We start from the raw sequence: 22,800 nt of genomic DNA on the forward strand, positions 1-22,800 counted from the left end.
ACGCCAAACGGGAGAGGGGAAACCGGTCACTGACCGGCGATGCGGACCCATTGATGGCCGGCGCGGGCGGTTTCGCCACGGCGCACCGCTAGGACGGCGGCGGCGTAGGGCACCGCCAGCAGAAGCTGAAGCCCGGCCCAGGACAGCGCTTCCCAGTTCGGGCTGGTCCACACCACCTCGTGCAGGGCCTCCATGAAGGGAAGCTGCCCGTAGATCAGCGACTCCATCGGCACCACGCCTTCCGCCAGCACGGTCAGCAGCGCGCCGAGCAGCAGCAGGGCGGCCAGCGCCGACTCCAGCGGCAGGCGGCGGACGGCGCCGCACAGGCCCTTCGCCGGGGAATCGGCCGCCGGGACGGCGGGGCGGAACAGCCCGCCGATGCCCCAGGCGGCCAGCGCCCCCGTGCCCTCCGGACGCCGCGTGGCGCGCATGGCGCCGAGCGCCAGCAGGCCGAGCGCCGGCAGGGCGAAATACCAGTTGGGGAAGTCGCGGTAGCGCCCGTCGAACACGATCAGGAAGCTCCAAACGATCCCCAAAAGGGCGAGGACGACGGCGGCGGCCTTGCCCACCGTTTCCAGCCGCGACAGCGCCGGGCGGCCGCGCAGCGGGGCCAGCGGCTCCAGCGCCAGACCGCCGCTGCCCAGCGCCCGCCGGGCAGCCAGCAGAACGGCCACCGACAGCACGGCCGTCGCCGCCAGCATCACGACCGACAGCGCCACGTCCTGCGGGTAGTGCTTGCCGTGCAGGGCGCCCCAGACGGCGTGGACGTACAGTGTGGACAGCGCCTGCGCCAGGAAGGCCAGGGCGGCGAAGGCCCCGGCGGTCAGCGGACGGCCGCGCAGGGTCAGGCCGATGACGAGCGCCAGCGCGAGGCCGGAGGAGACGCCGAACAGCAGCCGCCATTGGCGGTTCTCCACCACCGGCCCGGCCAGCGCGAACTTTGCCTGACGGTCGGCGGTGTAGAGGCCCCAGTGGCCGCCCACCGTGCCCTCCAGCTTGGCCTTCCAGCCCTGATCGAAGGCCTCGATCACGTTGTAGTCGAAGCCCTCCTGCTCGGCGAGGCGGACGAAGCCGTTGACGAACTTGGCCTTGTTGACCAGCCCGGTGACCGCGGCGCCGCGCGACCGGCCCTCCGTCGGCCAGCCGGTCTCGCCGACCAGAATCGGCTTGCCGGGGAAGCGCTGGGCGATCGTGCGGTAGCTGCCGCGGATGCGCTCCATGGCGCCGGCCACGTCGGTCGGCACATCCTCCCAATAGGGCAGCAGGTGGATGGTCAGGTAATCGACGTGATCCGCGATCTGCGGGTACTTCAGCCACCATTCCCAGACGTCGGCGTAGGACACCGGTTGCTTCACCACCGCCTTCACGCGGTCGATGTAGCCGGCCACCTGCTCCGGCGTCAGCTCACGGCGCAGCAGCACCTCGTTGCCGACGATCACGCGGGTGATGACGTCCGGGTAGCGGTTGGCGAGGTCGATGAGGGAGGCGACCTCCTTCTCGTTCTTGTCCAGCCGCGACGACAGCCACGCCCCCATGGTGACCTGCATGCCGTGGCGGCGCGCCAGCTCCGGCACCACCTCCAGCCCCTCCAGCGAGGTGTAGGTGCGCACCCCCGCCACCTGCGGGGCGAGGGCGGCCAGATCCTCGTCGATCTGCTCGGTGCTGGGGAATTTCTGTGTCAGCGGGCTCTGCCCGTCGCGGAAGGGCGCGAAGGACACGCTTTTCAGCTTGCCACCGGGCGGCGGGTCGAGCGGCACCGGCTGGTTCGGCAGCGACCAGACGGCAAAATTCGCGAGGCCGGCCACGAGCAGCACGGCGAGGATCGTGATGAAGCGCATGGATGGGATGTCTACACCAAATGCGGGATCGGCAAAACGGTCTGGCGAACCGGGTCAGTTCCGGAAGGAAAACGGGCGCGCCCCCGCGAGGGAGGCGCGCCCGTCAAGGACCAACCCGGCCCAGGCGGGCCGGCTGGAGTTGATGACGTGCCATCGTCACGTCCCATCAACGAACCGCGGCCCGCTTTATTCCGGCAAATCCGCTCAGCGTTCCACAAAAGCCTTTTCGATCACGTAATGACCGGGTTCGCCGTTGTGGCCCATGGAGAAGCCAAGCTCGTTCATGATGCCGCTGGTCTCGTCCAGCATGGCCGGGCTGCCGCAGATCATCACGCGGTCAACCTCGCGGTCGAAGGGGGCCAGCCCGATGTCCGAGAACAGCTTGCCGTTGCGGATCAGGTCGGTGATGCGGCCCTGGTTGCGGAAGGACTCGCGCGTCACCGTCGGGTAATAGATCAGCTTCTGCGCCACGTCCTCCCCGAAGAACTCGTTCTCCGGCAGGACGGTGTTGATGATGTCGGCGTACGCCAGCTCGCCCACTGTACGCGTCGTGTGGGTCAGGATCACCTTGTCGAACCGGGCGTACATCTCCGGGTCCTTGATGATGCTGAGGAACGGGGCGAGGCCGGTGCCGGTGCTGAGCAGGTACAGGTTGCGGCCCGGCAGCAGGTTGTCGGTGACCAGCGTGCCCGTCGCCTTGCGGTTGACCAGCAGCGTGTCGCCTTCCTTCAGATGCTGGAGGCGCGAGGTCAGCGGGCCCTCCTGCACCTTGATCGAGAAGAACTCCAGCGTCTCCTCGTAGCTGGCGCTGACCAGGCTGTACGCGCGCAGCAGCGGCCGGCCGTTCACCTCCAGGCCGATCATGGTGAACTGTCCGGGATCGAAACGGAACGAGGGATCGCGCGTGGTGGTGAAGCTGAACAGCGTGTCCGTCCAGTGGTGAACGCGCAGGACGCGCTCATGAATCAGATTGCTCATGGAATCCGCAGGTCCGTTTCGGTGACCGGCATGCCGTGGCCGGTGTCGTTTCAGAAGCCAAGCCGTGCCGCATTGCAGCACATCTCTTTAACAACAAATTCGTCAACAGACCACTAATTTATACCAACAATTTTGTTGTGGCTTTTCGGTTACCACAAGGCCGCTTTGCGAAATAAACGGCCTTACTCTCCCGCCGGCGGGGCGAAGAGGTAAGGCGACAAACCGCGCAGATTCTCATCGACAATCAGGCGATGGTTCAGCGGCGGGAAGGCGCGCTGCGAGCAGTCCAGCCGCGGGCAGAGCCGGCAATTCACACCAATGGGAGTCGCCGCCTCGGTGTTTTCCAGATCCACACCGTCCGCATAGGTGATCTGCGCCGCGTGCTGGAGATCGCAGCCCAGCGCGATGGCGAACTGCTGCGGCGGGCTGCGGAAGCCGCCGCCAGCCTTCACCACCGTGCGGGCGATGGAGAAGTAGGTGGTGCCGTCGGGCATCTGGGCCAGCTGGCTGTGGATCTTTCCCGGCGTGCGGAAGGCCTCGTAGACGATCCAGCGGGCGCAGCCGCCCCCGAAGCGCGCCAGATGGAAACCGGCGCCGGAGAAGCGCTTGGACACGTTGCCGGCGCTGTCCACCCGCATCAGGAAGAAGGGGACGCCCTTCGCCCCCGGCCGCTGCAGCGTGGTCAGCCGTTGGCAGACCTGCTCGAACGAGGCATCGAACCGGCGCCGTAATATTTCGATGTCGTATCGAACTTGATTGGCCGCCTCCGAGAAGCGGGCGTAGGGCATCAGCACCGCCGCCGCGAAATAGTTGGCGAGACCGATGCGGGCCAGCCGCCGCGCCTCGTCGCCCGTCAGGCCGGACGAGTCGACGATGTGGTTCAGCAGGTCGCGGTGGCGCAGCAGGGCGATCTGGCAGGCAAGCTGGAAGTTGCGCCCGGACGGCGCCAGCATCTCCGACAGCAGGATGCGCCGCCCATGCCGGTCGAACCGGCGCACCGCATAGCCCATGATGTCGGACGGCAGCAGCCGGACGCGGACGCTGTGGTTGTTCAGCAGATAGTCGGTCAGGCCGCGGTAGAGGTCGCCCTTCTCCAGCCGGCCCTCCTGCCACAGCTCCTCCGCCGCCGCCTCAAGCTCGGCGAAGTGGTTGGAATGGGCCTGGAAGAGGTCACGCACTTCGTCCTGCGGGAAGGAGGAGGTCTGGACCAGATGGAACTTCTCGCGGTCGGCCACCCGCTCCGACAAGGTCTGCAGATCGTCGCGGCTGGTGCGGAAGGCGCGGTAAAGCGCAACCACCGCCTGCCCCAGCGTCGGGGCGACCGCCGCCAGTTCGCGGAAATCCTGGTTCTTGATGTCGGAGCCGTCGAACAGCGGGTCGGCGAAGACTTCGCGCAGGCCGGCGACGAGGCGGCTTTCCTCGTCCTCGGCGAAGCTCTGCAGGTCCACCCCGAAATTCTGGCCCAGCTTCAGCAGCAGCGGCACGGTGACGGGGCGCTGGTTGTGCTCGATCAGGTTCAGGTAGCTGGGGGAGATGCCCAACTGCTCGGCCATCTGGGCCTGGGTCAGCCCGTGGTCGCGGCGCAGCCGACGCACCTTCGGACCCAGCATCGCCTTCTTGTCCATGACCGCCCGAACTCCAGCTGAGCAGATTTACAATATTTACTGATTTACAGAACTTTTCTGACGGCAGTTTACAAACAGACCCTTTTACAAACAAGGGCATGTTGCAAGGCAGCGAAGGTCGTTTTAGTTGTTTCGTCAGGGCAGCGCTCAAAAGCAGCGCAACGGTGACGAAAAGAAGGAAAACGACCATGTCGCTCGATGAAAAGACCAAGGCCGCTCTCCGCGCCGCGCGCTTCGAAGGCATCAAGCGCGATTACACCCAGGACGACGTGAAGCGCCTCAGCGGCTCGGTCAAGATCGAGTACACGCTGGCCGAGATGGGCGCGCAGCGCCTGTGGGAGCTGCTGAACACCGAGCCGTACATCAATACGCTGGGCGCGCTCACCGGCAACCAGGCGATGCAGGCGGTGAAGGCCGGCCTGAAGGCCATCTACCTGTCGGGCTGGCAGGTCGCCGGCGACGCCAACCTGGCCGGCCAGATGTACCCGGACCAGAGCCTGTACCCGGCCAACTCGGTGCCGGCGGTGGTCGAGCGCATCAACAACACCTTCAAGCGCGCCGACGAGATCCAGACCGCCGAGGGCAAGGGCGACACCTACTGGTTCGCGCCGATCATCGCCGACGCCGAGGCCGGCTTCGGCGGCCCGCTGAACGTCTTCGAGCTGATGAAGGCGATGATCAAGGCCGGCGCCTCGGGCGTCCACTTCGAGGACCAGCTCGCGTCGGAGAAGAAGTGCGGCCATCTCGGCGGCAAGGTGCTGATCCCGACGCAGCAGCACATCCGCACGCTGAACGCCGCCCGTCTGGCCGCCGACACCATGGGCACCTCGACCATCGTGCTCTGCCGCACCGACGCGGAGTCCGCGCAGCTCATCACCTCCGACGTTGACGAGCGCGACCATCCCTTCATCGACTTCGACGCCGGCCGCACCTCCGAGGGCTTCTTCCGCCTGAAGAAGGGCACGGGTGTCGACCACTGCATCGCCCGCGGTCTGTCCTACGCCCCCTACTCCGACCTGCTGTGGTGGGAGACCTCCCGTCCGAACCTGGAGGAGGCCAAGCGCTTCGCCGAGGCGATCCGCAAGGAGTTCCCGAACAAGCTGCTGGCCTACAACTGCTCGCCGAGCTTCAACTGGAAGGCCAACCTGGACGAGGCGGACATCGCCAAGTTCCAGCGCGAGATCGGCGCCATGGGCTACAAGTTCCAGTTCGTGACGCTGGCCGGCTTCCACAGCCTGAACTACTCGGCCTTCAAGCTGGCCAAGGGCTACGCGGCGCGCGGCATGGCCGCCTACTCGGAGCTGCAGGAGGCGGAGTTCGCGGCGGAGGCCGAGGGCTACACCGCGACCAAGCACCAGCGCGAGGTCGGCACCGGCTACTTCGACGCGGTCGCCACGGCGATCTCGGGTGGCCAGTCCTCCACCACCGCCTACAAGGACTCCACCGAGGCCGATCAGTTCCATTGATCCAGCAGGCGGGCGCGCCCGGTTCCATCCGCCGGACGCGCCCGCCTCGAACGAGACAGCACTTTGCCCCGCAAAGTGTGAAAGGGTCATACGGCCGCCCATCGCGGCAGCCTCCCCGGCTCGGGCCGTATGACCGGTTTGCGCCGATCTTCGGACGGTTGGCTTCGGCCCGCCGCTCCGGTGACCGGTGGTTCCCGATCCGGTGTGCGAGCCGGATCTCTTCGAACGGCTGACGCTATTGACTTCAAACGGCCGGAGGTCCGCCTCCGGCCGCTTCTTTTTGCGCCCCCACTTTCTTCACGACCATCCGTTGTCACAGCCGCGCCATGACGGCATGGCTGACCTGCGCCATCCCAACCATCATAATCGGGAAATCGTGATTAAGTCTTGAGCGCGACCGCAAAATTGCCGCGCCGGTTGCCCTGCCCCGCGGTGGGGAAGCTGCGTTGCAGTGCGGAATAAGCCATTGACTTGGGACCTCGTTGCCGCCACTTGTGTTCCATGCTCACCACAAACCGATCAGGGGCGTAATTGCCCCCCCGCCGGACCTCACCTGACGAGGGCCGGCTGCGGGTTCCATCGCCGCGCAAGGTCTTGCGCGGCGTGCGCCGTTTCTTTTCCCCGACGGCGCATACCTCGGCGGTGGCTCGCGCATTCTGGTTGAACGATGAAAGGACAAGACAGTATGGATCAACCCCTCGCAGGAAAGAGCATTGCCATTCTCGTCGCCAACGGCTTTGAGGAACTGGAGATGACGGAGCCGCAACGGGCTCTCCTCAAGACCGGCGCTACTCTTCGTACGATTTCTCCCGAGCAGGGCTTGGTGAACGGCTGGCACGGCAAGTCCTGGGGCCATTACTTCCCGGTGGACAAGCAGGTCGGCGAAGTTCTGGGGGCCGATTACGACATGCTGCTGCTGCCGGGTGGCGAGCGCAGCGTCGCCAAGCTCCAGCAGAGCGCCCACACCCGCCGCATCGTCGGCCACTTTCTGGACGCCGGCAAGCCGATCGCCGCGATCGACCAGGGCATCCAGCTCCTGGCCATCCCGGGCAAGCTGAAGGGCCGCACGCTCGCTGCCCCCGAGGCCGTCCGCGCCGAGCTGGAAGCCGCCGGCGGAAAGATCAGCGACGAGGCCCTGGTGGTGGACAACGTGACCATCACGGCGCTGGGCCATGACGAGCTGGCCGCCTTCGTCGAGCAGGTCGTCAAGGTCTTCTCCGAGGCTGCCGCCGTCCGCAAGGCCGCTTAAGGCCAAGCCAGCTTAAGGCCAGTCAGCGCGCCTCGACGGGCCACCCGTCTTTCCTGCGGGTTTCGTCTTGTGAGTCCACGGCCGCCGCGCATCCAGCGCGCGCGGCCGTTGCGCATTTCAGGGCACGCGTTTCGGAGCGTATCGTTTCCAGTCTTCAGGGCCGCTGCATCCTGCCGCCGACCCGGCAGGGCGGGAAGGTCAGGCGCACGGTCGTCCCCACCCCGACCCGGCTGTCGATGTGGAAGCTTCCGCCGTGCAGGGCGATCAGCGCGCGGGTCAGCGGCAGCCCCAGGCCGGAGCCGCGCTCCGCCGCCTGATTGCGGCCATGCACCTGCCCAAAAGCGTCCAGCGCCACCGGGATTTGTTCGGGCCGCATGCCGATGCCGTTGTCGGTGACGGTCAAGGCGATGCCGCCCTCCTCCGTCAACTCCCCGCGCACCAGCACGCGCCCATCCTTGGCGGGGGCGAACTTGATGGCGTTGCCGATCAGGTTGGTCAGCATCTGGCGGATCTGCGAGGCGTCGGCGTGCAGGCTCGGCAGATCGTTGGGAATCTCCATGCACAGCGCGACCGCCGCCTCGCACGCCCGCGGCTGCATCATGCCGAAGGTCAGATCGACCAGCAGGGAAAGATTGCAGGCTTCCTCATGCAGGTCCATCCGCCCCGCCTCGATCCGTGCGAGGTCGAGCAGGTTGTTGATGAGGTCCAGCATGTAGACGCCGGCCGCCGCGATCTGCCCGGCATACTCGCGGTAGCGCGGATTGTTCGGCCCCATCATCTCGTCATGGATGATCTGGGCGAAGCCGAGCACGGCGTTCAACGGCGTGCGCAGCTCGTGGCTCAAATGGTGGACATAGTCGGACTTGCGCTGGTTGGCCCGTTCGGCCTCATCGCGGGTGACGCTCAGCTCCGCTTCGCGAGTCTTCAGGTCGGTGATGTCGGCGCGGATGCCGACGGTCCCGCCCTCGTGGGTCCGCCACTCCTCGATGCGTATCCAGCGCCCGTCGTGAAGCTGCACCTCCATGGGAGCGCCGGCTCTGCGGTGCTGCTCGAGGCGCCGCTCGATCCAGCCGTCCAAGTCACCGTCCGGCACCTGATAGACGCCCCGCTCCACCCCGCCGCGCAGTACCTCCTCGAACCGGGCCCCCGGCGTGATGAGGTCGGTGTTGGCGGAAAACAACTCCCGGTAGCGCCCGTTGCACAGCACCAACCGGTCTTGGGCGTCGTACAGCACGAAGCCTTCGGTGATGCATTCGATGGCGTCGGACAGCAGATGGTGGGCGCGCCGGGCCGCGCTTTCCGCCTCCACCCGCTCCGTGACGTTGCGGATGCTGCACATCACGCGGTCGCTGTCGGGCAACGCGACCAGCCGCGCCTCGAAGAATTTGGTGCCCCCCGCCGATCCGGAAGGCGGCGGCAGGGAGAAGTCCAGACCGATCACCGTCTGGCCCTCGTTCAGCCGGCCGAGCGCCGTGGCCAGCATCCCGGCGGCGGGATCGGGCAGCACCTCCTGCACGCGGTGCGCCAGGAAGCGCTCGGCGGGAACGTTCAGGTCGCCGGGACTGGCGGCGGCGAAGTCGAGGATGGTGCCGTCGCGCAGCAGTTCGAAGCGGATGTCGGGATAGGCGTAGGACAGCGCGATGAGCTGCTCGTTCAGCCGCATCATCTCCTGCCGGGCGCCGCTGTCGGCGGGGGCTTCGGCCAGGATCAGCCCGCTTGGGCCCGGCGCCGGAACCAGCCGGAGATCCACCTCCAGCGGCAGGATCAGGGGGGCGTGGATGGTTGCCCGCACGTCCACTGTCCGCCCCGCGGCGGCCTGCTCCAACGGGGTGGGGAACCGGTTGGACAGGCTGACCCGGACGGCGGCGGCGGGCGCGTCGCACTCCAGGCCGATCAGCGCGCGGGCGGCGCCGTTCAGCCATACGGTCAACCCATCGGGACGGAGCAGCCACAGCGGCGTGGCGAGCGCGTCCAACCATTGCAATCCCGCGGCTTCTTCCAGGGCCATGTCCAGCTCGTCCTTCTCCAGCCGGGCCCGTCCCAGCCCGGAGGGCGCCGCATCGGTTTGCGGGGCGACGGGCAGGGCGGTGGTCATGGGCGGCAACATGGCAGGTAACGCATAGCGGACATGCTACCAGAGCAAGACAGGGCGTGAACAGGGGCAGGGCAACCGTCCGAACCGTCTATTTCCGGCCAAACCTTGGAAAATGGGACGGAAGGGTAGCGGATCAGCCTTTCGCACCGCAAGAAACCGCGGGATCGGCGCTGACACCGGCCCCCATCCATGCATAAATCCGTACCGCTCACCAGAGACATCGCTGCCGATCCACCCCTTCGGAGGACCGCAATGGCCGACGAGTTTCCTCAAGATGGCCCGCAGGACGTGCCACAGGACGGCCGGATCCGCGACAAGCTGATCGCCACCAAACAGCAATGGGCCCGGGAAGGCCGGGGCCTGACCGGGGAGACCGCCGACCCGGCGCGCGACCGCCTGCCGCCGGGCCAGCGCCTGGTGGAGACATGGCCGGTGCTCGATCTCGGCATCATGCCGCGGGTGAGCGAGGCGAACTGGACCCTGGCGGTGGACGGGCTGGTCGACACCCCCGTCACCTGGAGTTGGGCGGACCTGCAGGCCCAGCCGCGGGAGCGCGTCGTCTCCGACATCCACTGCGTCACCACATGGTCGCGCTACGACAACCGGTGGGAGGGCGTATCCACGCGACACCTGCTGTCGATCGTCCGGCCGCGGCCGGAGGCGCGCTTCGTCCTCTGCCACTCCTCGGACGGCTACACCACCAACCTGCCGTTGGACGCCTTCGCGGCGGAGGACGCGCTGCTCGCCACCGGCTGGGAAGGCCAGCCGATCAGCCGCGACCATGGCGGCCCCGTCCGAGTCGTCGTGCCGAAGCTCTATTTCTGGAAAAGCGCCAAGTGGGTGAAGCGAATCGAGGTCCTGGCGGAGGATCGCCGCGGCTATTGGGAGGTCCGCGGTTATCACAATGACGCCGGCCCCTGGCGGGAAGAACGCTACAGCGAGTAGCGTGCGACGGCACTTGCCATTCCGGTCCAGAAACAATCCCGGCAACAGTCGGTGCCAAGGGATGGGCGTTTGCCAAACAAGAATTGGTCGGACCATTCCATGACGTGACTTCGCAAAATCGTGACGTCTTTCGTCCGATTTGCGCCAGATCATTCCCCTGTTCCGCAATGCTGACGTAGCCGTACGGGCGTCGGGCGACTCACATTCGGACGCAAGGGATTAACCAATGACAGTGGACTCGGTCACGATTGCCCTGGTGGGCAGCGGTGGCGCCGGCGCGATGACCGCCGGACAGATGCTGCTGGATGCCGCCGCCAACGTGGGATGGTACGGATTGATGTCGCGGACGACCGGCCCGCAGATCCGTGGCGGTGAAGCCGCCGCCCTCGTTCGCCTGTCGCCGACACCCGTTCACGGTCCGGGGGACCGTTTCGACATCATCATCGCCTTCGACTGGCAGAATGTGGAGCGCTTCGCGGCCGAGCTTCCGCTGTCGGAGAAGAGCGTCATCATCACCGACCCCAGCCAGGGCGAGGTGCCCGCGGTGCTGGCCGCCAGCGGCGCCAAACAGGTCGAGCTGCCGATCAAGGATCTGGCCGGGCGCATCCCCGGCGGGCGCGTCAATATGGTGGGGCTGGGCGCCGTCGCGGCGATCGTCGGCCTGCCGCGCGCCGGCATCGACGCGGTGATCCAGAAGGCGCTGGGCAAGAAGGGCGACGCCGCCATCCAGGCGTCCAACGCCGGCATCGACGCCGGGTCCAAGGAGGCCGCCGGCTGGAACCTCGGCCTGGAGCTGGCCGCCCCCAACAAGGAGGGCGCCACCCGCTGGAACATCTCCGGCAACGAGGCCGCCGGTTTGGGTGCCTTGAAGGGCGGGGTGAAGTTCTGCGCCGCCTACCCGATCACGCCGGCGACCGAGATCCTGGAATGGCTGGCCCCCAACCTCGCCAAGACCGGCGGCAAGCTGGTCCAGGCGGAGGATGAGCTGGCCTCCATCGCCATGTGCCTGGGCGCCTCCTTCAGCGGCGTGCCCTCGATCACCGCGACCGCCGGCCCCGGCCTGTCGCTGATGACCGAATGCATCGGCCTGGGCGTGGCCTCCGAAACCCCGGTGGTGATCGTCGACGTGCAGCGCGGCGGCCCCTCCACCGGCATCCCGACCAAGTCCGAACAGTCCGACCTGAACATCGCCGTCTACGGCCTGCACGGCGACGCCCCGCATCTGGTGGTCGGTCCGACCTCCATCGGCGACTGCCTGTTCACCACCCAGTGGGCGGTGCATCTGGCCGAGGCCCTGCAGACCCCGGCCATCGTGCTGTCCGATCAGGCGATGGGCCAGTCCCGCGCCATCATCGACAAGCCGGCCGACGCCCCTCACAAGGCCAACCGCCTGCTGGCGACCGATCTCGGCGGCGAGGCGAAGTACAAGCGTTACGCCGACACCGAATCGGGCGTCTCCCCCGCCGCCATCCCCGGCATGCCGGGTGGCGAGCACACCGCCGACGGTTTGGAGCATGCGGAAAACGCCCTGCCCTCCTCACAGGCGTCCGATCACCAGAAGCAGCTCGACAAGCGGCTGCGCAAGCTGACCTCCCACGACTACGGCGACGCCTGGGCCGACATCGAGGGCGAGGGCGAGATCGCCGTCGTCACCTGGGGCTCCGCCACCGGCCCGTCGCGCGAGGCGGTGCGCCGGCTGGAGGCTGCCGGCACGAAGGCCCGGCTGGTCGCCATCCGCCTGATCTCCCCGGTCCAGCCGGCCAAGCTGGCCGCGGCGCTGGACGGCGTCTCCAAGGTCCTGGTCGTCGAGCAGACGCACGGCGCCCAGTTCCACAAGTACCTGCGCGGGCATTACGACCTGCCGGGCGCGGTGTCGGTGTTCAGCCGCCCCGGCCCGCTGCCGATCCGCGCCCGTGAGGTTCACGAGACGCTTCTTTCCCTGATCTGACCGGCCGGAGCACGAAATCCATGGATACCCATCTGACCGACGATGTCGTGGGCCCGCTGCCCGGCGACTACAAGTCCGACGTGAAGCCCATCTGGTGCCCCGGCTGCGGCGACTATTCCGTGCTGGCCGGCATCACCCGCGCCATGGCGACCATGGGGCTGGAGCGTCACGACACCGTCGTGGTGTCGGGCATCGGCTGCTCGTCGCGCATCCCCGCCTACACCAGCGTCTACGGCTACCACACGGTGCATGGCCGCTCGCTGGCCGTGGCCTCCGGCGTCAAGCTGGCCCGGCCGGAGCTGAACGTGCTGATCTTCGGCGGCGACGGCGACGGCTTCTCGATCGGCGGCAACCATTTCCTGCACGCCTGCCGCCGCAACGTCGACATGACCTACATCGTCATGGACAACCAGGTCTACGGCATGACCAAGGGCCAGGCCTCGCCGACCACCGAGGCCGACTGGTGCGAGTCGAAGCTGACCCCGGAAGGGCCGGGCGTCAACCCGATCCAGCCGGTCGCCCTGGCGCTGGCCTGCGGCGCGAACTTCGTCGCCCGCGGCTTCTCCAACAACCCGAACGAGGTCGCCCGCCTGATCGTGGAAGGCGTGAAGCACCCCGGCTTCTCGGTCATCCACATCCTGTCCCCCTGCGTCACCTTCCGCCCCGAGCAGCGCGGCTGGAAGAGCACGGTCCATCCCTACGGCCGCGAGCCGACGGACGACCCGAACGAAGCGATGCGCGCCGTCCTTGAGGACGACGGGTTCGGCCTCGGCATCTTCCTCGCCGGCAACCGCCGTCCGTTCCAGCCGGGATCGGCGGCCACCCACAGCATCGCCCAGATCGAAGAGGGGTTCGCGGTATGAAGACGAAAGTCCTGAACGGGGCCGCCAACGTCGGTCTGTTCCTGGCCCACGCGCTGGCGCTGGAGATCGAGGCGGCGGAGCGCTACACCGAACTGGCCGACAGCATGGAAGCCCACAACAATGTGGAGGTCGCCAAGCTGTTCCGCGATCTGTCCACCTACTCGGCCAAGCACGCCGAAGAGGTGAAGCAGATCGCCCGGGAGTTCGGCGCGCTGCCCAAGGTCGCCCCCTGGGAGTTCCAGTGGGACGCCACCACCGAGTCCCCGGAGGCCGCGGCCTTCGAGAACGCCCATTACCTGATGAAGCCGCACCACGCGCTGAAGATGGCGCTGCTGAGCGAGCATCAGGGCAACAACTACTACGCCTCGGTCGCCGCCGAGACGAAGGACCCGGAGGTCGCCCGCCTCGCCCGCGAGTTCGCGGAGGAGGAGGCCGGCCACGTCGCCCTGGTCCGCAAGTGGCTGGAGCGCTACCCGGCCCCGAAGGACGACTGGTCGGACGATCCCGACCCGCCCAACATCTCCGACTGAAACGATCGGGCAAAGGGCCTTTGGGATTGAGACCGGACGCTACCGGATGGTAAGGACGGGACGGCCCAGCGCCGTCCCGTTTCCTTTTTGGCTCCCGGAATGACCGACGGAACTCCCGATACCGCCGCCCCCGACACCGTCCCGTCCCCCTGCATCAGCGTGTGCAAGCTGACCGCCGACCGCGCCTATTGCATCGGCTGCCTGCGCACGCTGGAGGAAATCCGCGGCTGGAAGCACATGGACGCCGACCAGAAACGCGCCCTGCTGGCCGATCTGGAGAACCGGCAGGCCGCCGCCGCGGAGTAGTCCCCCTCTCTTCGGAGCGCCCGATCAGGCCGGGGCGCCGCGCAGCAGCGTCATGCGGTCGTGGTCGGCGCGGATGCGGTCGAGATGCTGGACCGCCACCGCGGTGATCGGCAGAGGCAGTTCCTTGGCCAGAGCCTCCTCATAGGCGCGGACGCATTCGCCCTCGCCGCGCTGCACCTCGGCGAGGATCGCCTCGCGGTCGTGGCCCAGCACGTTGGTCTTCAATTCCAAAAAGAAGCGGTGCGCGCCGCCCATCACGGTGCCACCCATGTCCGGCGCCCCGCCCTGTTCGGCGACGAGGCGCTGCACCTCCCGCACGATGGCGCCGCGCTGGGCGGCCAGATCGTTGAACAGGGCTTTCAGATCCTCGTCCTCCAAGGCTTCCGCGGCCTGACGATAGGCTTCGTGGCTGTCCTCGACGATGCGGATCAGATCGTTGAGGGTATCGACGATCTGGTCTTTTCCCATCATGGCCGGTTCATTTGCCGACATGGCCGCTCCCTCCCCTGGCAGTCTGCCCATCCGCTTTGAAAAACCTCCCGCCCCGGTGAAGGTTCCTTGATGCATCCGAAGGGTGCTCCGGTCGGTCGGGCCGCATCGTCCGATGGTGACGAACCGCTGCTCCGCCTGTTGTCGCTCAATCCCCAATGGACTGTCCGATAACGCAACGAGGGAGAGGACCTGTGGCCAACACCACCAAGGAAACCCTGATCGACTGGCTCCGCGACGCCCATGCCATGGAAAGCCAGGCCGTCGAGATGCTGGAGCGGCAGGCGGAGCGCATCAAGAACTACCCGGACGTCCTCGCCAAGGTGCAGGAGCACATCGAGGTGTCGAACCGGCAGGCCGACCGGCTGAAGCAGTGCCTGCAGCGTCTGGGCACCGACACCTCGGCCATCAAGACCGGCGTCGCCATGCTGATCGGCAACGCCCAATCGCTGTCCGGCGTGGTGGCGTCCGACGAGATCGTGAAGGCGTCGATCTTCGACTATTCCTTCGAGCATTTCGAGATCGCCAACTACCGCGCCCTGATTTCGGCCGCGGAACAGGCCGGGGAGCCGGAGATCGCACGCATGCTGCAGCCGAGCCTGGACGAGGAGCTGGAAATGGCCGCGTGGCTTGAACAGCGCCTGCCGCAGCTCACCAAGACCTATCTGGAGCGCCGGGAAACCGCCGGCACCGCCGAAGCGAAGCGCTGATCCCGACTCATCGCCAAGACCGCGCCGCCAAGACCGCGCCGGGGCACCGTCCCCGGCGCGGTTTCCGTTCGTCAATGCAGAGCAAGCGCCGACCGCCGGCGAACCGCCGGGCGGGCGCGCCACAGGCTGAGCAGATGGCCGGACAAGGTCATCGCGTCCGACGCCAGCCCGAAGGCCGAACCGGCCAGCGCGTTGTGGCCGGCCCCAACCACCGTCGAGGACAGGAAGAACAGCCGCATCCGGCCGACCGCGCTCTGCCAGCGCCCGATGGTCCCCAGGATGAAGCCCGCCGCCGACAGGGCGGACATCGGCCCCTGCCACGTCGCCGCCGCGACGGCCAGCGCCGCGGGCACGGTCAGGACGAACAGCGCGCGCAGCCAGCGGGTCCGCCGTTCCGGATAGGCGGCGGCCATCTGCACGAGGCCGAGCGCGCACATCAGCATGCCCGTACGGGCACCCAGAGCGAAGAAGTGGAGGACGAACAGCGCGCCGGCCCCGGCCTGCGCGGTCAGGATCGTCCGCCGGTCCTGAAGCAGCGTGGACAGGACGCCCAACGCCAGACCGGCAAGCCCGCTCACCGCGACCAGCGACAGGGACGGCAGGTAGTGCAACAGGAAAACCATGGATAACGCCTTCACCCTTCGAAAAATGCTGCGCCGCAACAAAAAGCCGCGGCGAAGGGGGCGGACGCTAGGCGCCGATGGTTAACCGGCTGTGAATCGGGGTGTGATCAAGAGTGGGCGCACCGTCCCGCAGCAGCGATTCTCGATAAGGGCAAAAAGCGTTTAATGCCAACGATCTCGCGGCCGATGGCCTGACCATGGGCATACCCCTGTGGTCGGGGGCACCCCATGGGCATTTCACCTTTGCGACGTTTCCCTGGAACGGCCGGGCCGTCATTCTTCGCACCGCAAGATGACACGCCCAAAAAAACACGCTCTCGACGCCGTGCCTTCCCGAAACGCCGTGCCTGAGACGCCTCTGGAATAAGACGCTCTGGATGAGATGCCCTATGACCCAGCTGACGAAACGGGACGCCGCACGTCTTCCCGCTCCACCCACCTGTTGCCATTGCGGGAAACCTTTGCGGGCCGGGGAACCGCATTGGGCCGGCGATAGCGAGAACCGCCCCTGGCACTATGGCTGCGCCGAGCGGGTCGGCCTGACCATGTCATGGACGCGGGTCCGCCATCGCCGCGCGATCGTCGCGGGAGCATGACCGCGCCGCGCTGTTGACCCTTGGCCGAGACTCATCGGCAGGGCTTTTTAAAAGGGGGAAGCATGAAGGGGACACCACAAAGCCTCTGGCTGTCCATGGCCAACCGATCGGCCAATCAGGCGATCGGCTTCTGGAGCGGCGTGTTCAACGCCGCCGCCCGGCGCAACCAGACCGCCTTGTTCAACGCCATGACCAAACCGCCCAAGGCGAAGCGCACGACACGGAAAAAGAAAAGCCGCTGAGGTGGATGCCCGTGTGGCAAGTACCAGAACGCAGAAAAGCCGCCCAAGGGCGGCTTTCTTGTGCAGACCGGAAGGAATGGCGCGCCCGAAGAGATTCGAACTCCTGACCCCCAGATTCGTAGTCTGGTGCTCTATCCAGCTGAGCTACGGGCGCATTCCTATTTGTCTTCCCGGCGGCGGCGGTAACCGTCCGTCGTCGAGGCGCGCAACTTACTCAAAAGGATTCCGGGCTGCAAGACCTTTTTTCGCCGTTTCACGCGGTCGATTGCCCGGCGATGGGGCTTGCGGTATAAGCGGCGCACGTTTCTTTCGGAGTCCATAGCCGTGCCAGAAGCCGTTCCGTTCAACAAGCACTTCCCGGTGTCGTGGGAGGAGCTTCACCGCAACGCCAAGGCGTTGGCCTGGCGCCTGATCGACAAAGGCCCGTGGAAGGGCATCATCGCCATCACCCGTGGCGGCCTCGTCCCGGCGGCGATCATCGCGCGCGAGTTGGAGCTGCGCATGATCGACACCGTCTGCGTCTCCAGCTACGACCACCAGAACCAGCGCGAGGCGATGGTGCTGAAGGGCGTGGAGGGCGCCAACGCCGGAGACGGCGAAGGCTGGCTGATCATCGACGATCTGGTGGACACCGGGAAGACCGCGGTGGTCGTGCGCAAGATGCTGCCCAAGGCGCATTTCGCCACCGTCTACGCCAAGCCGCTGGGCCGCCCGCTGGTCGACACCTTCATCACCGAGGTGAGCCAGGACACCTGGATCCACTTCCCGTGGGACATCGAGCTGCAATTCTCCCAGCCGATCGCCAAGCAGCACCGCGGCGCGTGATAAATGCCCTCTCCACTCTGGGGAGAGGGTGGCCCGAAGGGCCGGGTGAGGGGGTTGCGCGTGGCGGTATGTCCGGCACAAGCGCAACCCCCTCACCCTAACCCTCTCCCCGGAGGGGAGAGGGGACAACTCTCACCCGCTTGACAGTTGACACAAGCCAAACCGTCTTGTGTCAAGTCTACAGCAGCCCCGCCGAGCGGTGGCGCGGGTCCAACGCGTCGCGCAGGCCGTCGCCCAACAGGTTCAGCCCCAGCACCGTCAGCGCGATGGCCGCCCCCGGAAAGATCGCCTGGAGGGGGGAGGTGAACAGGAAGGTCTGCGCGTCGCCCAGCATCTTGCCCCAGGAGGGCGAGGGCGGCTGGATGCCCAGCCCCAGATAGCTCAGCGCCGCCTCGTTCAGCACCGCCACGGCGAACAGCACCGTCCCCTGGACGATCACCACCCCGGCGATGTTGGGCAGCACATGCACCAGCGTCACCGACAGCGGCCCGCGCCCCAACGCCAGCGCCGCCCGCACGAAGTCCCGCCGCCAGACGGCCAGTGCCGCCCCGCGCGCCACCCGCGCGAAGACCGCGGCGTTGAACAGGCCGAGCGCCAGCACGACGTTCACCGCCCCCGCCCCCAGCGCCGCCGTCAGCAGGATCGCCGTCAGCACCGCGGGAAAGGCGAACAGCAGGTCGCCGAGCCGCGCCACCGCCTCGTCCCCCCAGCGCCCCCAGGCCGAGGCGGCCAGCCCCAGCGGCACGCCCAGCACAGCGCCCAGCGCCACCGCCGCCGCCCCGACGGCCAGCGAGTTGCGAGCGCCGACCAGGATCATCGACAGCACGTCGCGTCCGAAATGGTCGGTGCCCAGCCAGTGGACCGGCCCCGGCGGGCGCAGCCGGGCGACCACCCGCACCTGCTCCGCCGGGAAGGGCGTCCAGACCAGCGACAGCAGCGCCGCCCCGACCACCAGCGCGGTGAGCAGCCCGCCTAGCAGCAGGCTGACCGGAAGCCGGCGCACCCGTTGGACGAGCCGCCTCATGCCGTCACCCGCGGGCGCGGGTCGATGGCGGCGCAGGCGATGTCGACCAGCGCGTTGACCGCCACCACCGTGACCGCCAGCAGCACGACGACGCTCTGCACCACGATCAGGTCGTGCTGGCCGATGGCCTGATAGAGCAGCCGGCCCAGCCCCGGCAGGGTGAAGACGTTCTCCACCACCACCGCCCCGGCGACGAGGAAAGAGAATTGCAGGCCGAGGATGGTGGCGACGGGGATCAGCGCGTTGGGCAGCACGTGGCGCCGCAGGACCACGCGGCGCGGCAGGCCCTTGGCGACCGCGGTGCGCACATACTCCTCGCGCAGCGTGTCGAGCGCCGCGGTGCGGGTGATGCGCGCCAGGATCGCCGCCTCCGGCAGGGCCAGCGCCACGGCGGGCAGCAGCAGCGCCTTCAGCGCCGGCGCCGCCCCGGCCTCCCACCCCGGAAAGCCGCCGGCGGAGAACCAGCCCAGCCGCACGGAGAACAGCAGGATCAACAGGATGGCGAACCAGAAGCCGGGCACCGCGATGCCCATCTGCCCGAAGGCCATGACCGCCCAGTCCCCCGCCCGCCCCTGCCGCCCGGCGGCGAACAGGCCGAGCGGGATGGCGATGCCCGCCGAGAGGAGCAGCGCCAGCCCGGCCAGCGGCAGGGTGATGGCCAGCCGGTCCGCGACCAGCCCGGCGACCGGGCGCGCGTAGGTCAGGCTGGTCCCGAAATCCCCATGCAGCATGCCGCCGACCCAGCCGGCGTAGCGGACGGGCCAGGGCCGGTCAAGCCCCATCTGGGCGCGCAGGGCGGCCACCGCCTCCGGCTGCGCGCTGGTGCCCAGCATGACCAGGGCGGGGTCGCCCGGGATCGCCTCCAGCACGGCGAAGACCACCAGCGTGGCCAGCCACGCCGTCAGCGCCAGGGTCAGCAGACGGCGCACCAGGAAGGCGAGCACGCGGGTCAGCCCCCGCTGGGTCCGGTCCGGCCGCGCCGGATCACTTCCACCGGACGCCCGTCACGTCGTTGGCCTGGATCGGGCGGTTGACCCACATGCCCTGCACCGCCGACTTCTGCACGGTGGCCGATGGCAGCATGAAGAGGAAGCCGTTCACCGCGTCCTCGGCCAGAATACGCTGCTGCTCACCGTAGAGGGCGTTGCGCTTGGCAGGGTCCTGGGTGCGGTCCAGCTCCGCCCCCACGGCGTTGAAGCGCTCGCTTTGGTAGTTGAAGTAGTAGTCGGGGCGCCCGTAGATGTCGATGTCCAGCGGCTCCGTGTGGGCGATCAGGGTCAGGTCGTAATCCTTGCCCTTGAACACCTTCTCCAGCCAGGGCGCCCATTCCATCGGCTCGACCGTCACGCGGATGCCGACCTCGGCCAGCATGGCGGCGATCAGCTCGCCGGAGCGGCGGGCGTAGATCGGCGGCGGCAGGCGCAGCGTCGTCGCGAACCCGTCCGGAAGCCCGGCCTCGGCGAGCAGCGCCTTGGCCTTGTCCGGGTCATAGGGGTAGAGGCCGGTCAGGTCGACGTAGCCGGCGCGGTGCGGCGGGAAGTGGCTGCCGATGGCCGCCCCGTTGCCGAACAGCACGCCGTCGATCAGCGTCTTGCGGTCGATGGCGTGGGCCATGGCCCGGCGCACCCGCACATCGTCAAAGGGCTTGCGGGCGTTGTTGGTGCCGAGGATCGTCTCCCCCTCCGTCGTGCCGACCATGACGGTGAAGGCCCCGTCGTCGCGGAACTGGGGCAGCGCCTCGTAAGTGTCGAACTGCGGGAAACTGTCGATGTCGCCGGCCTTCAGCGCGGCGACCTGGGCCGCCGGGTCGTTGATGAAGCGGAAGGTCACGCGCTCCAGCGCCGGCTTCGGCCCGTCATAGTCGGGGTTGCGCACCAGCACCACCCGGTCGCCGGCCACCCAGCGCTCGAACTTGAAGGGGCCGGTGCCGACCGGGGTCTGCTTGTTGGCGCCCGCCGATTCCGGCGCGACGATGGCGGCGTCCCCCGACGCCATGTGGAAGAGGAACAGCCCGTCCGGCCGAGACAGGGTGACCACCACGGTCCGCGCGTCGGGCGCCTCGACACCGGCGATGGCGGCGAAATAGCCCTTCTGCGCGTTGACCGACTCGGCGCCTCGCGCGCGGTCGAGCGAGAACTTCACGTCCGCCGAATCGGCGTCGCTGCCGTCGTGGAACTTCGCCCCCTTGCGCAGGTGGAAGGTGTAGGTCAGCCCGTCCGCCGACACCTCCCATTTTTCGGCGAAGCCCGGCACCACCTTGCCTTCGGCGTCGATGCGCGTCAGCGGCTCGAACAGGTTGGCGTAGGTCACCTCGTCGATGGCCGCGGCCGCCCCCGCGGTGGGGTCGAGGTGCGGCGGCTCCAGCCGCATCCCGACCACCAGATCCGTGCGGGGGGCCGCCTGCGCGAGGACCGGACCGGCGGCCAGCGCGCCGGCCAGCCCGAGGACCGCTCCCATGGTGACGGCGAGCGCGGCGCGCCTCTGGCGGTTCGGCATGACGGCTGTTTCCCCCAATCGTTGTCTCGGCGCGGGATGATGCGGTGAAGCCCCGCCCGAGTTCAAGACCGCAGGCAGGCTTTTCCGCTCACGCCTCCGCCAGGAAGGAGCCGTACTGGCGGGAAATCGCCTCCACCGCCGTGTCGAACAGCCGCTTGCCGTGCTCCGGCGAGGCAAGGCCGGGGGCGGAGCCGATGCGCCCGTCCGGGTGGCGGCGGCGGAAGTCACGGGCGTCGTAGAAGCCGCCGGGCGACGCGGTCTCCGGGTCCATCGCCGCCGTCTTGATCGACTCGGGATAGGCGTACTGGGTCAGCGACACCTCGCTGGGCGTGGCGTGGGAGCCCTCCTTGCCGCCGAACAGTTCCCGCGACAAGCGCCCGATCTCCTGGTTCTCCCACCAGTTGACCAGGGTGCAGCGCAGCTCCGGCGCCTGCCGACCGCGCAGGGCGCGGTTCTCCGCGTAGATCTCGTAGAAAGCGGCGCGGACCGACGCGACGTTGCCGCCATGGCCGTTGATGAAGAAGAATCGCTCGAACCCATGCTCGGCCAGCGACATCACATAGTCGCGCAGCAGGGCGATCAGGGTGGAGGGCTTCAGCGTCATGGAACCGGCGAAATCCATGTGATGCACGGCCATGCCCACCGGGATGGTCGGCCCGACCATGGCCCCGGTGGCGTCGCCGACGCCGCGGGCCACGACCTCGGCGCAGATGGCGTCGGTGCCGATCAGGCCGTTCGGCCCATGCTGCTCGGTGGAGCCGATGGGCAAGATGATGCCCTTGGAGGTCTTCAGGTAGGCCTCGGCCTCGGCCCAGGTGCTGAGAAGAAGCTGCACGGTCTCTGACCCTTGCTGTGTGTTGTGTGCTCTGGGAGGAAGTGTAGGGCAGCACCGTCCGCCGCCCAAGGCCGCTCGGCCGCAGGACGGCCCTGCGCCGCCCGGGGCGCTGGCATTTTCCATCGGACGACCATGCAGTCGCGTGCATCTCCCACGGCATGGCGTCTGGAATGGTTGCGCGGGTCAACACGGTTGCGCTCCGGTATTAGGCAGCAAAGTCACAAAGTTTTTTGTTGGTAAGCGAACATTTATCTCGTGTCTCTGCGAACGCCGTTCACGGTACGTATAAAGAATTCTTTATGTCGCAGCCGGAAGCGCGTTGACGCCGAGTCGCACATGACTCACACTGAGCGGAAGAGCGGCAGTGACCGCTCAGTTAAAGACCTTGCTTCCTAAAAGCTGAACTCCAACTGCCTCGGCAGCGAACGCCAGTGAGAGCAAACGCTCTCCTGGCGTCCGAGCCTACGGCGCTGATAGGCGCGAACGCGCACGACCTTAGGCCGGCTCGATGTAGCCATCTCAGTCCTCCTTTAGCCAAAGCCGTGTTTGGGACACGGCGCCCTGAAACGCGACCGCGCGTCCGGCTTTCAACGCGCATGGCTTCCAGGGGGAAAAAGAGGCGGTCACTGCCGAAGGAATGTTCATTCAGCTGAGGACAAGAGTCAACACTCTGGGTGGAGGTGGTTACTGCGCCACATCCCGCCGCGCGCTTTTATGGAATTGCTTTTCAAGCATGGAGCGATTTCCCCCGTAGAGGGCAAGGCTCCGCATTCGCATGGCGATTAAGTCATCAGACCCGAGTCGCGGCATATCCCATCCCCAGTAAGGCAAACGGCGGAAATTGGTCTAGACCGCGTTTTGATATCGGCTGAGCAAGCGGATATTTTTTGCGTTTAGAGAAGCTATGGCATCAAGCAAGATGGCGTGCGATTTTTAAAAACGTAGTACCATATCTGTGCCTGCCATTCTTGGCGCAATCATTTATAGATATGATAAGTTATTGATTTTATAAGGATTTTCTTGACTGGTCTGAAACCAGGGCAGACCGCCAGCGGGGCGAGAATGTTAGCACATATTGTAGGCCGGCGCCGGCGCCCATACAGAGAGTAGCGCGCGA

At 67.4% G+C, this 22,800-nt stretch carries 20 protein-coding genes and 1 tRNA gene; 10 read left to right on the forward strand and 11 right to left on the reverse strand.

The annotated features are described in order from the left end of the window. Nucleotides 1-26: 26 nt before the first annotated feature. The 3 genes from AMK58_RS13260 to AMK58_RS13270 all read right to left on the reverse strand — a co-directional run bounded on the left by AMK58_RS13260 (nt 27) and on the right by AMK58_RS13270 (nt 4,441). Entirely contained in the window at nt 27-1,838 is a 1,812-nt protein-coding gene (locus AMK58_RS13260) for a glycoside hydrolase family 17 protein (protein WP_059398983.1), read from the reverse strand. A gap of 204 nt (nt 1,839-2,042) precedes the next feature. Next, entirely contained in the window at nt 2,043-2,816 is a 774-nt protein-coding gene (locus tag AMK58_RS13265; RefSeq protein ID WP_035670748.1) for a ferredoxin--NADP reductase, read from the reverse strand. Nucleotides 2,817-2,998: 182 nt separating this feature from the next. Beyond that, nucleotides 2,999-4,441 (reverse strand): helix-turn-helix domain-containing protein, encoded by a 1,443-nt coding sequence (locus tag AMK58_RS13270; protein ID WP_035670746.1) that lies wholly within the window; start codon nt 4,439-4,441, stop codon nt 2,999-3,001. Nucleotides 4,442-4,629: 188 nt separating this feature from the next. On the opposite strand from AMK58_RS13270, the gene aceA reads away from it, so the two are divergent. Beyond that, nucleotides 4,630-5,907 (forward strand): isocitrate lyase, encoded by a 1,278-nt coding sequence (aceA, locus tag AMK58_RS13275; protein WP_014239066.1) that lies wholly within the window; start codon nt 4,630-4,632, stop codon nt 5,905-5,907. Nucleotides 5,908-6,592: 685 nt separating this feature from the next. Next, the gene (locus tag AMK58_RS13280) at nt 6,593-7,156 is read left to right on the forward strand and encodes a DJ-1/PfpI family protein (protein ID WP_035670743.1); all 564 of its coding nucleotides are present in this window, start codon (nt 6,593-6,595) and stop codon (nt 7,154-7,156) included. A gap of 154 nt (nt 7,157-7,310) precedes the next feature. Here AMK58_RS13280 and AMK58_RS13285 read toward each other — a convergent pair whose 3' ends face one another. Then, nucleotides 7,311-9,251, reverse strand: coding sequence for a PAS domain-containing sensor histidine kinase (locus AMK58_RS13285; RefSeq protein WP_079292124.1), 1,941 nt, complete (start codon nt 9,249-9,251; stop codon nt 7,311-7,313). 252 nt (nt 9,252-9,503) lie between these two features. Here AMK58_RS13285 and AMK58_RS13290 point away from each other — a divergent pair, with 252 nt between their 5' ends. The 5 genes from AMK58_RS13290 (at nt 9,504) to AMK58_RS13310 (ending at nt 13,843) form a co-directional block, all read left to right on the forward strand. Continuing rightward, a complete protein-coding gene (locus AMK58_RS13290; protein ID WP_051140051.1) occupies nt 9,504-10,196 on the forward strand; it encodes a sulfite oxidase-like oxidoreductase in 693 nt (230 codons plus the stop codon). 226 nt (nt 10,197-10,422) lie between these two features. After that, nucleotides 10,423-12,144 carry a 2-oxoacid:acceptor oxidoreductase subunit alpha gene (locus tag AMK58_RS13295; protein WP_051140050.1) on the forward strand — a complete coding sequence of 574 codons (1,722 nt, stop codon included), beginning with the start codon at nt 10,423-10,425 and terminating at the stop codon, nt 12,142-12,144. Nucleotides 12,145-12,164: 20 nt separating this feature from the next. After that, nucleotides 12,165-13,007: a 2-oxoacid:ferredoxin oxidoreductase subunit beta gene (locus tag AMK58_RS13300; protein ID WP_051140049.1), complete on the forward strand. Its 843-nt coding sequence runs from the start codon at nt 12,165-12,167 to the stop codon at nt 13,005-13,007. Then, nucleotides 13,004-13,537 carry a ferritin-like domain-containing protein gene (locus AMK58_RS13305; RefSeq protein WP_014239058.1) on the forward strand — a complete coding sequence of 178 codons (534 nt, stop codon included), beginning with the start codon at nt 13,004-13,006 and terminating at the stop codon, nt 13,535-13,537. The genes AMK58_RS13300 and AMK58_RS13305 overlap by 4 nt, the downstream gene beginning before the upstream one ends. A gap of 99 nt (nt 13,538-13,636) precedes the next feature. After that, nucleotides 13,637-13,843, forward strand: coding sequence for a DUF1289 domain-containing protein (locus AMK58_RS13310; protein WP_035670740.1), 207 nt, complete (start codon nt 13,637-13,639; stop codon nt 13,841-13,843). 24 nt (nt 13,844-13,867) lie between these two features. On the opposite strand, the gene AMK58_RS13315 is transcribed toward AMK58_RS13310, so the two are convergent. Then, nucleotides 13,868-14,335: a PA2169 family four-helix-bundle protein gene (locus AMK58_RS13315; RefSeq protein WP_035670738.1), complete on the reverse strand. Its 468-nt coding sequence runs from the start codon at nt 14,333-14,335 to the stop codon at nt 13,868-13,870. A 191-nt stretch (nt 14,336-14,526) separates the two neighbouring features. On the opposite strand from AMK58_RS13315, the gene AMK58_RS13320 reads away from it, so the two are divergent. Beyond that, entirely contained in the window at nt 14,527-15,042 is a 516-nt protein-coding gene (locus AMK58_RS13320) for a YciE/YciF ferroxidase family protein (protein WP_014239055.1), read from the forward strand. 71 nt (nt 15,043-15,113) lie between these two features. Here AMK58_RS13320 and AMK58_RS13325 read toward each other — a convergent pair whose 3' ends face one another. Then, complete coding sequence (locus AMK58_RS13325) at nt 15,114-15,665, reverse strand: YgjV family protein (RefSeq protein WP_051140047.1); 552 nt, start codon at nt 15,663-15,665, stop codon at nt 15,114-15,116. 658 nt (nt 15,666-16,323) lie between these two features. On the opposite strand from AMK58_RS13325, the gene AMK58_RS30415 reads away from it, so the two are divergent. After that, a complete protein-coding gene (locus tag AMK58_RS30415; RefSeq protein WP_147394652.1) occupies nt 16,324-16,503 on the forward strand; it encodes a hypothetical protein in 180 nt (59 codons plus the stop codon). 77 nt (nt 16,504-16,580) lie between these two features. Here the strand turns inward: AMK58_RS30415 and AMK58_RS13330 are convergent. Next, nucleotides 16,581-16,657 (reverse strand) — tRNA-Arg (locus AMK58_RS13330). 170 nt (nt 16,658-16,827) lie between these two features. On the opposite strand from AMK58_RS13330, the gene gpt reads away from it, so the two are divergent. Then, nucleotides 16,828-17,328 (forward strand): xanthine phosphoribosyltransferase, encoded by a 501-nt coding sequence (gene gpt / locus AMK58_RS13335; protein WP_035670736.1) that lies wholly within the window; start codon nt 16,828-16,830, stop codon nt 17,326-17,328. A gap of 178 nt (nt 17,329-17,506) precedes the next feature. On the opposite strand, the gene AMK58_RS13340 is transcribed toward gpt, so the two are convergent. The 4 genes from AMK58_RS13340 to AMK58_RS13355 all read right to left on the reverse strand — a co-directional run bounded on the left by AMK58_RS13340 (nt 17,507) and on the right by AMK58_RS13355 (nt 21,683). Next, the gene (locus AMK58_RS13340; protein WP_059398984.1) at nt 17,507-18,352 is read right to left on the reverse strand and encodes an ABC transporter permease; all 846 of its coding nucleotides are present in this window, start codon (nt 18,350-18,352) and stop codon (nt 17,507-17,509) included. Beyond that, nucleotides 18,349-19,296 (reverse strand): ABC transporter permease, encoded by a 948-nt coding sequence (locus AMK58_RS13345; RefSeq protein WP_035670720.1) that lies wholly within the window; start codon nt 19,294-19,296, stop codon nt 18,349-18,351. The genes AMK58_RS13340 and AMK58_RS13345 overlap by 4 nt, the downstream gene beginning before the upstream one ends. Nucleotides 19,297-19,336: 40 nt before the next feature. After that, nucleotides 19,337-20,848, reverse strand: coding sequence for an ABC transporter substrate-binding protein (locus tag AMK58_RS13350; protein ID WP_059398985.1), 1,512 nt, complete (start codon nt 20,846-20,848; stop codon nt 19,337-19,339). Between the two features lie 88 nt (nt 20,849-20,936). Further along, nucleotides 20,937-21,683: a creatininase family protein gene (locus AMK58_RS13355; protein ID WP_035670718.1), complete on the reverse strand. Its 747-nt coding sequence runs from the start codon at nt 21,681-21,683 to the stop codon at nt 20,937-20,939. Nucleotides 21,684-22,800: the final 1,117 nt, after the last annotated feature.

Source organism: Azospirillum brasilense, assembly GCF_001315015.1.
GTDB classification, from domain to species: domain Bacteria; phylum Pseudomonadota; class Alphaproteobacteria; order Azospirillales; family Azospirillaceae; genus Azospirillum; species Azospirillum brasilense.